Source organism: Flavobacterium psychroterrae (assembly GCF_018380615.1).
GTDB classification, from domain to species: domain Bacteria; phylum Bacteroidota; class Bacteroidia; order Flavobacteriales; family Flavobacteriaceae; genus Flavobacterium; species Flavobacterium psychroterrae.
The window spans coordinates 231,424-245,263 of sequence record NZ_JAGYVZ010000005.1 but is presented as its reverse complement, the minus strand read 5'-3'; the positions used below and the strand labels follow the sequence as shown (position 1 = coordinate 245,263).

Below are 13,840 nucleotides of genomic sequence, written 5' to 3'. Positions count from 1 at the left end.
ATGAAAAAGTATAAAGTTATAACTGCCCTGTTGATGATGTTTGTTTCCGTATCAGGATTTTCACAGTTCATGGCAACTACGATAGCTAAACCGAAGGAAGATTTTAAAAGTATTGGTATTTCCTTTTCTAAAACAACCAGTATAATATTCCCTTATTCGATCAAAAGCATTGACAAAGGAAGCACTGAAATATTGGTTCAGAAAGCAAAAGGAGCAGAGAATATCCTTCTTTTAAAAGCGGGAGTGCAGAACTTCAGACAGACCAATTTAACTGTGATTACTGCCGATGCAAAACTGTACGGATTTGTCATAAATTATGATGAAGAGTGCCCTGTTTTAAATTTCATGGTGGATAAAGCACAAAGTGTCGATCAGGAAGTTTTGTTTTCATCAGAAAATGAAAACCAGAATAAAATCGAATTGTATTCCAAACTTGCCTTGTCCAAAACGAAAAAAGTGAGCGGTATCTCGAAAAGCAGCTATGGAATTAAGCTTGAGATGAACGGAATTTTCATTCAGCAGGATATCATGTATTTCAGGCTGGTTCTGCAAAACAAATCAAGGATAGGCTATGATATAGACCAGCTTCGGTTTTTTATCTGCGATCAAAAAAAAGCAGTCCGCACTGCAACACAGGAAATTGAACTTGAACCCATTTATTCAACCTTACAAGTATCGAAGATACCGGATGCATCTAAGTTGTCAGTTGTGGTTGCGGTACCAAAGTTTACTATTCCTGAAAAGAAAATCCTTACCATTCAACTGATTGAAAAAGACGGAGGGCGTCATCTGGAACTTACTATTCATAACAATGATCTTGTAAAACCGGAGATGCTTACGGGGTACTAGATAAATATTAATCTTTAATATCAAATAGTATGACATATGACAATAGATTTAAATGATATGGAAATGCTGTTGAGTTTTGCTCAGGAAATGGCTGATCTCGGCTATAAATATGCCGCTTTCAATTCAGATGATGTAAATAACAGCAATACGATTGAGTTTTTTCGGGACTCATCAGGTGCGAAAGAATACTGCCTTGTTATGACTAATGATGCGGATTATTTTGAGAGTCTGCCGATAGATAAACTGGTAAGCGACCTAGAGGCGCTTATGCAGAGCGGAATTGATACCTCCGTCAATGAGGCATTTGATCTTACTGCATTTGCGCGATTGGACAGGGAAAAGAGGGAAATATTAGATAATAACTTAAATACTAAAAAAATGAATCAGAAAAATTTGGATTTTTTGAAAGACCAGTTAAAATATTCTGGCTTTGGGGAAACACTGGAAGGTGTACTAAAACAAAACCTTGAAAAAGGTGATAAGGAATTTAAAATTGCGCACGAAGCCAAGTTCGGCAGCGATGATGTGAAAGCGGAACTGCATTTTAAAAAGTCCGATCAGAGCGATATGTATTTTTTTAATTCTTATAAAATAAATCTTCAGAAAGAAGGTTCTAAAGACGGGCTGGAGCAGATCTTTTATATCAATAAAGATAATAATGTCACCATGAAAGAAGCCTACAATCTTCTTGAAGGACGTGCAGTAAACAAAGACCTTAAAAATAAAGAAGGAGAAGTTTATAATTGTTGGATGAAAATGGATTTGAAATCTGCTGCTGATGACAAAGGCAACTTCAAAGTCAATATTTACCACCAGAACTACGGCTATGATCTTGAGGCTACTTTATCTAAGTATCCAATTAAGGAGCTGCTGAATGGGGAGCATAAAGAGAATTTGATAGCATCGCTCAAGAAAGGAAATGTTCAGTCCGTTAATTTTATAATTGATGGTAACGAGAAAAAACATTTCATTGAAGCAAATCCGCAATTCAAGTCAATAAATGTTTATGACGGTAACATGGGGCGAATCAGCAATCGTGAAGGCAAGGATAAAAAACAGTCTGAATCGGAGAGTAATTCAGTTTCAAAAGAACAGAAGAATACTATTGAGGGTGATTCCGATTCTCCTGAATCTGTAAAGAAGAATAACAGAAAAAGCAAATCACATTCAATTTAAAATCATGGAGAATTTAAAATCCTTGTTTAATTTTTTTTCTGCCATAGAAAAAGATTTTCGAATCAGTTCAACGCATATTGCCATTTATGCCGCATTGCTTAGGTTTCGTGAAGATAAGGGTTTTATTAATCCAATCTTTACTAACTCAGAGGAAATAAAAACAATTGCCAAGATATCTTCGCCAAAAACATACTTTAAATGTATAAAGGAGTTGAATGAATATGGGTACCTAGTCTATATGCCAACGAGCAAAAGGAATCAAAAAAGTAAGATTTATTTTTTGACCGATTAATAATTAGAATAAATTTAAAAATACGTTATGGATGAAATAGTAACAAAAGAAGACTTAAGACAGTTTGGTCTGTTGCTCTTCGAGAAGATACAGGGGACATTGAAAGAAATAAATTGTTCAGAGAAAGTGTCAGTTGATTCTGAATGGCTTAAAAGCAGAGCGGTGAGAAAACTATTAGATATTTCACCTGGTTCTGTACAGAATCTTAGAACAAGTGGTAAAATCCGCTTTAAAAAAGTTTTTGGCTCGTACTATTATAACAGAGAAGATCTTCAAAAACTGTTTAAGGATGCAACTGAGCGCTAGATCAGAGCAAAAAGAGCTGATGAATTATTTATCCGCTTACATGAACGATCCCAAGCTGAGCGTATGGCATCTTATGATTTTAACTGCTATTTTGACTCTTGGTTACGGGCAGAAAGAATGGAGCGCGATAAAAGTCAGCCGTCGAAAGATTATGATGCTTTCACATATAAAAACACTGCCGACATACCACAAATATTTTAAGGAGCTTCAAAAGTTTGGTTATATAACATATAGACCTTCTTTTCATCCTGGAAGCAGGAGTGAAGTGAATTTAAATTTAAAAGAGGTTATTTCATAATTTGAGATAACCTCTTTCTATTTTAAAATGTTCTTGACATTTAAGATCAGATGGTTTTATATTTTCCTTTAATTTCCTGTATTTCTTTTTCCAGTCTTTCCAGTAAGTTTAGATCTGGTATTGAAATTTCAGGCATATGCGGATTAAGTTTTTTAGTAAGTACCGACATCTCTCTTCCAATTGAAGCCTGTTCAGTAATGGCATAGCTTTCGGTCTGTTTGACTGATGAGTGTCCCAGCATTTCCTTTACAACATTAATAGGGACATTATTGTTTAGTGTTACTGTGCTGCCGAATGTCCTGCGGGCCATATGGGTATTAAGGGTGAAAGGAAAGCCGCATAATGATGCAATTTCTTTAAGGTATGCGTTCATTTTTTGATTAGAAGAAACCGGCAGTACTGTACCGCTTTTCAGACAGAGTGGATGATCTTTGTATTTTTCTATAATTTTTAATGCTTGGGGTAGCAGGGGAACATTTGTTGTGGAATTCGTTTTCTGTCTTTCGGACATAATCCACTTTTTCCCATCAACGCCATCTTTAATATTAGCACTTTTGAGCTGATAAGTGTCAATGTAAGCAAGACCTGTATAACATTGAAATACAAAAATATCCCGAACTGTATTGAGTCGCTCTACTGAAAACTGAAATCTTTCCAATTCTGCCAGTTCCTTTGCAGAAATGGGCTTCTTTACAATTTTAGTTTTCTTCCCTTTAAAATTCTTAAATGGATCTTTAATTATGATTTCTTTATCGATGGCTCGTATTACAATTTTCTTGAAATTAGAAATATATTTAAGTGTGGTATTATTTGCACATTTCCTTACGGTACGAAGATAGAATTCAAAGTCTTTTATGAATTCAAAATTTAAGTCAGCAAATTCAATGTCACTGTTATTGTATTTAGATTTAATGAAAGCCGTTAAGTGATTTTTAGTAATATTGAATCTTTCCAATGTGGCTTCTGTATATCCGTTGCCAATCAGGGCTTTCAATTCATCATTGTGTTTTTGAAATTCTTCCAGCACCTTGGCTCTGGGTATCATTCTTCCCATAACATGATCCATAATCTTTTGGGAAGTTATGTGTTTTCCGGTGTACCTAATTTCTGATTTGATTTCATGGATCTTCATAGCGAGTGAATCCAGAAAAAAGTTCAGGGATTTTGCGTCTTCTTTTGTACCTGTTGCTCTCTCGGTTTTCTGGTTCCAGCGCTCGCTGTCCCATTTCCGTCTTGTGGATGCTTCTTTCGGGATTCCGTCAACGGTTATCCTGAAATAAACGATTCTAATGTTACTCTCATTGCGGGATGCTTTCAAAAAGAATATCAACCCAAAGCTGTTCTCTAGCATAATTCAACTTATTAGATTAGTAAATGTAGAATTATAACCTCATTTAAACAAGATGTAAACGTGCTTAACCCCTTTGATATCGGGACTTAAGATGAAATTTTGTGGCACATTTTCGAAATTTGCAAGTGTGCCACGAATGTGCCACAAAGATTTTGTTCGATTTTATAAATATTGAAAAAAGGTATAAAAGAAAAAACCCTGCAAATCGTTGGATTTGCAGGGTTTACCGCTCTTTTTAGGCTTTTTTGAAAACTTTGTAAAGATTGCTATCCTTTAGTTTTTAAGCCTTCAGCGGAGAAAGAGGGATTCGAACCCCCGGACCTGTTACAGTCAACAGTTTTCAAGACTGCCGCATTCGACCGCTCTGCCATTTCTCCAGTATGTTGCGATCATTTGCTGATTGCGAGTGCAAATATAAGACGCTTTTTCGGTTCTCAAAACTTTTTTTGGACTTTTTTTGAAACTTTTTTTAAATAATTTTCAAGTGTCTAATTATCAGTATTTCTGGAAAAGAGATTTTTGAAAAAATTACTACAAGTCGTCTAAAATTGGCGTTGGTTTTTTGTTTTCATCAACTGCAACAAAAGAAAAAGTTCCTGAAACTACCGTTTCGCGAAGCTCGGAATACATTTGTTCCATAAAAATATCAACATGAATTTTACAACTTGTTCTTCCAACGGTATCAACTTTTGCTACTAATTCAATTAAAGTTCCAGCCGGAATCGCCTTTTTAAAATCGATTTGACCTGTAGATATAGTTACTACTTTTTTACGGCTAAAACGAGTCGCGCAAATAAAAGCAACTTCATCCATAAGATGAAGTGCAGTTCCGCCAAATAAAGTGTCATAATGGTTTGTTGTACTCGGAAAAACCGCTTTGAAAATATGCGTTTCAGATTTTATAATTCTTTCTTCTAAAGTTCCCATATCTTAGTAGCTTACGTATTCTGTTATTTCAAGTCCGTATCCAATCATTCCAACACGTTTTGTTTGCTCAGTATTCGATACCAATCTTATTTTGGAAATATCAATATCATGCAAAATTTGAGCTCCAATTCCGTAATCTTTACTGTCAATAATCACCTTTGGAGCTTTCATTGTACCTTCTGACTGTAATGTCTTAAGTTCAGAAATTCTATTTAATAAGTTTACTGCAGTCATATCCTGATTAATGAATAAAACGGCACCTTTACCATTTTCATTGATCACTTTGAACATATCGTCTAATTGTTGCTCGGCATTATTAGTCAATGTCCCTAACAAATCATTATTAACCTGGGACGAATTGATTCTCGTTAAGATTGGCTCTCCAAGATTCCAGGTTCCCTTAGTTAAGGCAATATGAATTTGCTTATTTGTAGTTTGCTCGTAAGCTCTTAATCTAAAAGTTCCAAAACGGGTCTCAATGTCAAAATCTTCTTTTTTAACGATCAAACTATCGTGCTGCATTCTGTACGCTACTAAATCTTCGATCGAAACTAATTTCAAATTAAATTTCTTAGCCACTTTTACCAATTCAGGTAAGCGAGACATAGTTCCGTCTTCATTAAGGATTTCACAAATTACACCAGCCGATTTAAATCCTGCTAATCTTGCAAAATCAATAGCAGCTTCTGTGTGACCAGTTCTTCTTAATACACCACCTTGTTTAGCTACCAAAGGAAAAATGTGTCCAGGGCGCGCTAATTCATGCGGTTTTACATTTGAATCTGTTAATGCGAGTACTGTTTTAGATCTGTCAGCAGCAGAAATTCCAGTCGTTACTCCATGTCCTTTTAAATCAACTGAAACAGTAAAAGCTGTTTCCATATGATCCGTATTATTGGTAACCATTGGTCTTAAATCCAATTCCTTGCAACGACTTTCAGTTAATGGAGCACAAATTAAACCACGTCCGTGAGTAGCCATAAAATTGATCATTTCCGGTGTTACTTTTTCGGCTGCAGCCAAAAAATCACCTTCATTTTCACGATCTTCATCATCGACTACAATGATTACTTTACCTTGACGAATATCTTCTATAGCTTCTTCAATGGTATTCAGTTGTATTTTTGTTGTTGACATTGGATAATATATTGTTTGTTATTTGTTGAATTCAGCAAGTGCTTCTTTCATGTGTGTTTTATTAAATAAATAAAAAAAGATATAAAAAGGAAATCCTAAAAACAATGTGAAATAAGGATTAGCAAAGTTTGAATTATCTGTTAATTTTGTAATTTCAGATAAAGTTTTAGTTGTTTTATAAATAAATAAATAAAACAAAATTAGATTAAGTATTTGTGCAATTATAAAAAAGAAATTTGTTGTTAGCAATGAAGAAAGGATGAATCCTAGCACGTATAAAAACAAAACTACATTACTTTGCTGGCGATATAACTGAAAATAGTATTTAAGTTTAAAGTAGTTTACATTATACAAATCATTAGATTTTAATAGATCTTCCTGAGTGATTCCTCTGTCTTCTAAAATCTTTAAAACTTTTAATCTTTGATCAGTTGAATACCCAAACTGTTCAGTGTTTTTGACAATTCCTTTTAATACATTCTCTGGTAATTGTGTATATTCTTGATATTCCTTATCATCATTATTTAATTCAACCAAATCGAGTGAAACTACCTCTTCTTTAAAATTAAATTTATTTTTATTGAATTTACTGATTAAATTATGGATTGGAGTTGTAATCGCATCAAAGTTGATTAGTCCGTTGTCGTTTGTAGCACGATACGTTAATAATATGGCTAATGGCGATAATACAAAAGAGGACATCCATGAACCTACAAATGGAGACATTCCGCCTTCTTGGGAAAGTCTTTTTCCAAAAGTATTGATAAAGTGAAAAGTGATAAAAATTAACACTGCGAAAACAATTGGCAAGCCAAGTCCGCCTTTACGGATAATAGCGCCTAATGGAGCTCCGATAAAAAACATTAAAAAGCAAGCAAAAGCAATTACAAACTTTTCATATAAAGCAGTTAAATGTTTATTGATGTCTCGTTGTTTATCTTTTAAATCTTTTTGCGTAGTTTCAATTGAGTAAATGTTGCTGGTAACATTACTGCTGGCCATTTTTAAGATATCTGATTTCTGCTTATTGGTGTATAAAGATAAAATATTATCAGGTAATTGTTTTTTCTTTATATTAGATTTTATCGAAACTGGAGTTTTTCTAATCCCAACACGTTGATTAATATTCTCTGAAAAAGAGATAATTTCATTGTCCAGATTTTTATTTAAAGAATCTAAAGTGTAGCGTAATTCGTTGACATTTAGCATTCCATTCGTACTACCAACATTTTCTTTATCTTCATCGACTTTATTCAATTCAGATAAATCAATATTGATAATTTGTTTTTTAAATTTTCCTTTTATAAAAGGTAACTTAGCACGTTCTTCATACTTCTTGGGTGTAACATCCTGATAATAATAGCCATCATTTAAAACTAATTTTAAAATGCTTGATTTCTCATTACTAATTAATTTACCACTTTTTGCCTTAATAACGGTTTTGTTTTCCCCAACGTTATTTGGTTTTTCATGAATAGTAACTCCCGTTAAGATATTTCCGTTTTCGCCTGATTTTTTATTTACTTTAATGTTGTAAAACCCTACATCATTAAATTGACCCTCGGCAATTGCCATTGCAGGTTTTGCCTGAGCGATGTTTTTTCTGAAATTAACAAACTTATATTCTGCATATGGAATTACATTGTTGGCAAACCAGAAAGCAACGATACTTAATACACATATAAAAACAATCAAAACCCGCATCGCTCTTTGAAGAGAGATTCCGGAAGATTTCATAGCTGCAAATTCATAATTTTCGGCTAAATTTCCAAATGTCATGATTGATGCCAGTAAAACCGATAGTGGTAAAACCAGAGGGATTATTCGGGGCATTGAGAATAAAAGAAATTTTACAATCAACAACAAATCCAAATCTTTACCTGCAAGTTCAGAGATAAAGAGCCATACGGTTTGAAGTATGAATATAAAAAAAAGGATTACAAATACCGTAGTAAATGTAATCAGAAATGTTTTTAGTAAGTATTTGTCTAAAATTTTCAACCTTGTAATTAGTCTAATTTGTTGATGTAGTATTTTGGATATTTGCTCGCTACAAATGTAAATTGATTTTTTGATAAAGGCTGATTGGTTTTAAAAGAATTAACGGTTAAAGTGGTTTTTGTTCCATTTTTTCCAGTTTCAATTAAATTGTAGATGTGTTTTGTCTGAACATCAATACCTAAAAGAATTTCTTTTCTCTGATCTTTTGTACTTGTAGGAGCTAATTTGATGTATTGAATTTTTCTTCCTTTTACGTTTTGTACAATATCCATATTGTATTTGTATCCGGAATTAAAAAAAGTCAACATTTTTGAAGGTGTAATTGCTGCATCATCTTTTTCGTTTACTTTTGATACAGTAACTTCCTCGTCTTCAGGAACGATAGTGTATGTTTTTTGACCATCAAAAATTTTAGTAACGCCCATAAAATTCAATACATATTGATTTCCTTTCATAGTTACATTTCCTTTACTGTCCTGATTGATATTCTCTTTTGCGTTATTCAAAGAATATTTAAAATCAATCACAATATTGTCGTAACTTTTAATTTTAGCAGTTACTTCGTTCAATAAATCTTTGGCTTTTTTATCCTGAGCCTGAATAGAAGTAAAGCTCAAAAGCAATATAACTGCCATTTGAAAGCACTTTTTAGTCATCTTAGTAATAGAATTGTTTTGGATTTCCTGAATTTTTGTTTTCATGATGGGATTATTTTTGTTCATTATTAAAAAATTGATCAAGAGCACTTAAGTCAGATATGTTCACACTTCTTGCTTTACTGCCTTCAAACGGACCAACAATTCCAGCTGCTTCCAGCTGATCGATCAAACGACCGGCTCTGTTGTATCCCAATTTTAATTTTCTTTGCAATAATGAAGCAGAACCTTGTTGTGCATTGACAATAATCTCAGCAGCTTCTCTAAATAAAGTATCTCTGTCGGAAATATCCATATCAAGATTAATGCCAGTTTCTTCCCCAACAAACTCTGGAAGCAAATAAGCTGTGGCATAAGCTTTTTGTGAACCAATAAAATCCGTAATTTTTTCTACCTCAGGAGTATCAATGAAAGCACATTGTACGCGGACGACATCATTTCCGTTAGTATATAATAGATCTCCGCGACCAATTAACTGATCAGCTCCTTGTGTATCTAGGATAGTTCTGGAGTCAATTTTAGAAGTTACTCTAAAGGCAATCCTCGCAGGGAAATTCGCTTTAATTAAACCCGTAATAACGTTAACCGATGGTCTTTGTGTTGCAATAATCAAGTGAATACCAATAGCACGAGCCAGCTGAGCTAGGCGCGCAATAGGAATTTCAACTTCTTTACCTGCCGTCATAATCAAATCTGCGAACTCATCGACAACCAATATAATATATGGTAAGAATCTGTGTCCAGCTTCTGGATTTAATTTTCTTGCTTTAAACTTATCGTTATATTCCTTAATATTACGAACCATCGCGTCTTTTAATAATGAATAACGATTGTCCATTTCAACACAAAGTGAATTTAAAGTATTCACTACTTTTGCATTGTCTGTAATAATTGCGTCTTCAGTATCAGGAAGTTTCGCTAAATAATGTCTTTCGATTTTATTGAATAATGTTAACTCTACTTTTTTCGGATCCACCAAAACAAATTTTACTTCGGCTGGATGTTTTTTGTATAAAAGTGAAGTTAAAACAGCATTTAGTCCAACAGATTTTCCTTGTCCTGTTGCACCCGCCATCAATAAGTGAGGCATTTTAGCTAAATCGACAACAAAAGTTTCATTCGAAATTGTTTTTCCTAAAGCAATTGGCAGCTCCATTTCAGCTTCTTGAAATTTAGCAGATCCAATAACGCTTTTCATAGAAACCATTGTTGGGTTCTTGTTCGGAACCTCGATACCAATTGTTCCTTTTCCTGGAATTGGTGCTATAATACGAATTCCTAATGCCGAAAGTGACAAGGCAATATCATCTTCTAAACTTTTAATTTTAGAAATTCTAATTCCGGCTTCCGGTACAATTTCATATAAGGTTACAGATGGACCAACGGTTGCTTTAATTTGTGCAATTTCGATTTTATAGTTACGTAGCGTATCTACAATTTTATTTTTATTTTCTTCTAATTCTTCCTGATTAATCGTAATTCCACCTGTCGAATATTCTTTTAATAAATCGATTGTTGGAAATTTATAATTCGATAAATCTAATGTAGGATCAAATAAACCAAAATCCGCTACCAAACGAGAAGCCAGGTTTTCTTCAATAATGTCTTCTTCTTCAGCTTTTTCAATAACAAATTCTTCTGTGTGAACCTGTGGTGCAACTGTTGCTGGTTTTATATCCATTTGAACTGGTTTTGCAACCGGATTCAAATCAATTTCTGAGGAATGATTAATCGTAGGTTTTAAAGCTTCCTTGTTGATTTCGAATTGTGTAACATCAGATTTTAAATGAATATTGTCTACTTCAGGGTCTTCTTCAGTAGCAAATTCTTCTAAATTGTAAGCACTTTCTGCTTGTGGTTTTAGAGAACCTAATTCTGATTTGAATTCTTTTTTTGTAGAATCAAAATAAGATTGAATTTTCTCCGGGGATAATTTAATTTTAAAGATCAAATAGATGATTAAACCAAACAGCAGCGCCAATAAAGTACCTGTTTTTCCGATGTAATCCTGAAGGAATAAATTCAGTTCATAACCAATTGTTCCGCCTAATTCAGGTGCTGAAGTAGCGAAAAATCCAAATAAAACAGAAACAATAATAATGGCAAATAAATCCCAAAACCAAATACTTTTGAGTCTTTTCGTCGACATTTCTAAAGCCAGAAATAATCCGGTTAAGAAAAATAAACGCACTAATACAAAAGAAGCAATTCCGAAACCTTTATAAACGATCAAGTCAGATAAAAAAGCACCAAATTTCCCTAGCCAATTTTCTACAACTTCTGTGCGATCGCTAAGCTGAGTTACTGCACTTTGGTCTGTTTGCCATTGTCCGTTGACGTAAAAAGAAATAAAGGCAACTAATAATGCGATAGAAAATAGTACCAAAAGGCAGCCCAAAACAAAACGTTGTTGTTTGTTGGGTCTCCAAGATTTTAAAGTCTCAGTTTTTGGTTCGTTTTTTTTATTTACAGTTTCTTTTTTTGTTGTTTTTGCCATTCTTGGGTTTCCTGTTGCCTATGTAAATTTTGGAATATAAATTATCAAGCCTATTGCAATTGCTGTCATTGCGGCAAAAAATACCGCTCCTGCAGCAATATCTTTAATAAAACCAATTCGTTTACTGTAATTAGGATGAATAAAATCGGCAATTTTTTCAACTGCTGTATTTAATCCTTCAATACTTAAAACTAAACCAATTACTAATGTTTGACAAAGCCATTCAGTTTGTGAAATATGAAAATAGAATCCGGCAATGGTCATTAAAATTCCCAACGAGAATTGAACCATAATGCTGTGTTCTGTTCGAATAAGTTTTACAGCTCCGTTAAAAGCATACGTCATGCTTTTTAATCTGCCTTTAACAAAAGTATTATCTTTTTGAAACTCCATTTAAAAGGTATTATTGTATTATAGTGCCGCTAAAGCTGCTTCGTAATTTGGTTCGTTTGCAATTTCAGCAACTTGTTCTGTATGTGTAATTTTTCCGTTTTCGTCAACAACAATAATAGCTCTTGAATGTAAACCTGCTAAAGGTCCGTCAGTGATTTCTAAACCGTTTGCTTTACCGAAAGTTCCTGCTTGAAAATCAGATAAGTTTACTACATTTTCTAATCCTTCAGCTCCACAAAAACGTTTTTGAGCAAAAGGCAAATCTCTTGAAATACATAAAACAGTAGTATTTTCTAAGTTACTAGCACTTTCGTTGAATTTTCTAACAGAAGCAGCACAAGTTCCTGTGTCAACACTTGGAAAAATATTTAAAACTAATTTTTTTCCTGCGAAGTTACTTAATGAAGCAACAGACAAATCGTTTTGTATTAATTTGAAATCAGTAAGTTGAGATCCAACTGTTGGTAATTCGCCTGAAGTATGAACTGGATTTCCTCCTAATGTTATTGAAGCCATGATTTTTATTTTTTTATGAGGTTCAAAAGTAAGGATTAATATTTGAATCTAAAAGTATTTGTTGTTGGTTTAAGTATAGATTAAGATGCGAATTTGTCTTTGCGAAGAACGAAGCAATCTCGTATGGGATTGCGCATATTTTGCCCGCGGATGACGCAGATTAAACGGATTATTACGGATTATTACGGATTTTATTGTCATTGTATTTCATTCCTAGTTCCTCGGAAGGATAAGATTCCGCTGAAAACTGAAACTGAAAACTGCTTTCCTCGCGAGAGGGATGGAAGCAATCCGCCGCGGCGGAGCGTACAGCCTGACAGCATTAGGGAAAGGGGCGAATAAACGCAAAGTAGATTTGCCCCTTTTTCTAATGGTGGCTCGCCCAAATGATTATTTGATTTCAGAATGAAGATTTTAGATTTTAGATTTTGATTGTGGAGTTTTTATGCGATCCTTCGACTTCGCTCAGGATGACAAGACTGAGTTAAAAACTGAAAACTGAAAACTGACACCGAAAACTGAAAACTAAAAACAAAAAAAACGCTTTCTTGGAATGAAAGCGTTTTTTAAGTCATGTTTTTTCTTAGGAAAAGAGGTCGATTATTTATCTATAGAGCCTAAAACACGTTTCATGAACGCATTTAGAGCTTCTTTTTTATCTGTGCCCTGAACTACCATTTTGTGTACTTCGAGTGCGCCATACATATTAGATATTAATTCGCCAATTACATCTAATTCTTCATCTTTTAGTGACGGAATTTCAGTCATCGCTTCCAGAACTTCAATCGTTTCAATGATATAATCCTGATCGTTTTCTTCGATGAATTGGGTTAATTGCTTTATTACGGGTAATTTCATTTTTAGACTTCTTAGATTTTTAGACTTGCTTAGACTTCTTAGACTTTTTTAAAATTTAAGACAACATCTACGAAGTCTAAAAATCTAAGCCAGTCTAACTAATCTAAATTTAAGCAATTGCGTTTACCAAGTCGATTAAAACTTCTTGTTTGTTGGTTTGAGTTTCTCCAACTAATTTTCCGTTTACGAAAGTTGCAAAAGTAGGCAAGTTGCTTACATTAGCTAATTTTCTTGATTCAGGAGAATTTTCCGCATCAACCAAAACAAAAGTGATAGCTTCATTTTCGGTTGCTAATTTTTTGAATTTTGGTTTCATAATACGGCAATTTCCACACCATGAAGCTGAATATTGTACTACTACTTTTTCGTTTTTAGCAACTAAATCTGCTAACGTATCTTCGTTTAAGTCGATTAACATAGTTTTGTTTTTTAAGGTTCAAAGGGGCAAAGGCTCAAAGGGACAAAGTTTTTGAAACTTCGTTTGTCTTTGTTGCTGTGCAACTCTGTAAAATTTTAAATGATTTCAAAGTAGCAAAGGTTCAGGGATATTAAATTTAAAATTTAGTAAATCGTAGCAAAAAAC

13 protein-coding genes, 1 tRNA gene and 1 pseudogene are annotated in these 13,840 nt (G+C 33.7%); 4 read left to right on the top strand and 11 right to left on the bottom strand.

Features of this window, described 5'->3' with window-relative positions; all coding sequences use genetic code 11:
- From traN to KHA90_RS07965, 4 genes are all read left to right on the top strand, one after another.
- Positions 1 to 849: a conjugative transposon protein TraN gene (traN, locus tag KHA90_RS07980; protein ID WP_213297359.1), complete on the top strand. Its 849-nt coding sequence runs from the start codon at positions 1 to 3 to the stop codon at positions 847 to 849.
- 36 nt (positions 850 to 885) lie between these two features.
- Entirely contained in the window at positions 886 to 2,025 is a 1,140-nt protein-coding gene (locus KHA90_RS07975) for a hypothetical protein (RefSeq protein ID WP_213297357.1), read from the top strand.
- A gap of 319 nt (positions 2,026 to 2,344) precedes the next feature.
- Entirely contained in the window at positions 2,345 to 2,623 is a 279-nt protein-coding gene (locus KHA90_RS07970) for a helix-turn-helix domain-containing protein (RefSeq protein WP_213297355.1), read from the top strand.
- Positions 2,607 to 2,921, top strand: a complete 315-nt coding sequence (locus tag KHA90_RS07965; RefSeq protein ID WP_213297353.1) for a hypothetical protein — start codon at positions 2,607 to 2,609, stop codon at positions 2,919 to 2,921. The genes KHA90_RS07970 and KHA90_RS07965 overlap by 17 nt, the downstream gene beginning before the upstream one ends.
- Positions 2,922 to 2,967: 46 nt before the next feature.
- Here KHA90_RS07965 and KHA90_RS07960 read toward each other — a convergent pair whose 3' ends face one another.
- From KHA90_RS07960 to KHA90_RS07910, 11 genes and pseudogenes are all read right to left on the bottom strand, one after another.
- The gene (locus tag KHA90_RS07960; protein WP_213297350.1) at positions 2,968 to 4,272 is read right to left on the bottom strand and encodes a site-specific integrase; all 1,305 of its coding nucleotides are present in this window, start codon (positions 4,270 to 4,272) and stop codon (positions 2,968 to 2,970) included.
- Positions 4,273 to 4,564: 292 nt separating this feature from the next.
- Positions 4,565 to 4,649: transfer RNA gene (locus KHA90_RS07955), tRNA-Ser, on the bottom strand.
- 154 nt (positions 4,650 to 4,803) lie between these two features.
- Entirely contained in the window at positions 4,804 to 5,199 is a 396-nt protein-coding gene (locus KHA90_RS07950) for an acyl-CoA thioesterase (protein WP_213297342.1), read from the bottom strand.
- Between the two features lie 3 nt (positions 5,200 to 5,202).
- Positions 5,203 to 6,336, bottom strand: a complete 1,134-nt coding sequence (ribB, locus tag KHA90_RS07945) for a 3,4-dihydroxy-2-butanone-4-phosphate synthase (RefSeq protein ID WP_213297339.1) — start codon at positions 6,334 to 6,336, stop codon at positions 5,203 to 5,205.
- Positions 6,337 to 6,903: 567 nt separating this feature from the next.
- Positions 6,904 to 8,337, bottom strand: a pseudogene (locus tag KHA90_RS07940) (LptF/LptG family permease); the annotation flags it as partial.
- Between the two features lie 8 nt (positions 8,338 to 8,345).
- The gene (locus KHA90_RS07935) at positions 8,346 to 9,038 is read right to left on the bottom strand and encodes a LolA family protein (protein ID WP_244860268.1); all 693 of its coding nucleotides are present in this window, start codon (positions 9,036 to 9,038) and stop codon (positions 8,346 to 8,348) included.
- Between the two features lie 7 nt (positions 9,039 to 9,045).
- Positions 9,046 to 11,490 (bottom strand): DNA translocase FtsK, encoded by a 2,445-nt coding sequence (locus KHA90_RS07930; protein WP_213297337.1) that lies wholly within the window; start codon positions 11,488 to 11,490, stop codon positions 9,046 to 9,048.
- 18 nt (positions 11,491 to 11,508) lie between these two features.
- On the bottom strand, positions 11,509 to 11,883 hold the full coding sequence (locus tag KHA90_RS07925) for a diacylglycerol kinase family protein (RefSeq protein ID WP_213297327.1): 375 nt from the start codon (positions 11,881 to 11,883) through the stop codon (positions 11,509 to 11,511).
- 18 nt (positions 11,884 to 11,901) lie between these two features.
- Entirely contained in the window at positions 11,902 to 12,399 is a 498-nt protein-coding gene (gene tpx, locus KHA90_RS07920; protein ID WP_213297322.1) for a thiol peroxidase, read from the bottom strand.
- Between the two features lie 600 nt (positions 12,400 to 12,999).
- Complete coding sequence (locus tag KHA90_RS07915) at positions 13,000 to 13,257, bottom strand: DUF6952 family protein (protein WP_017495510.1); 258 nt, start codon at positions 13,255 to 13,257, stop codon at positions 13,000 to 13,002.
- Between the two features lie 109 nt (positions 13,258 to 13,366).
- Positions 13,367 to 13,675, bottom strand: coding sequence for a thioredoxin family protein (locus tag KHA90_RS07910; RefSeq protein WP_041519142.1), 309 nt, complete (start codon positions 13,673 to 13,675; stop codon positions 13,367 to 13,369).
- Positions 13,676 to 13,840 lie beyond the last annotated feature (165 nt).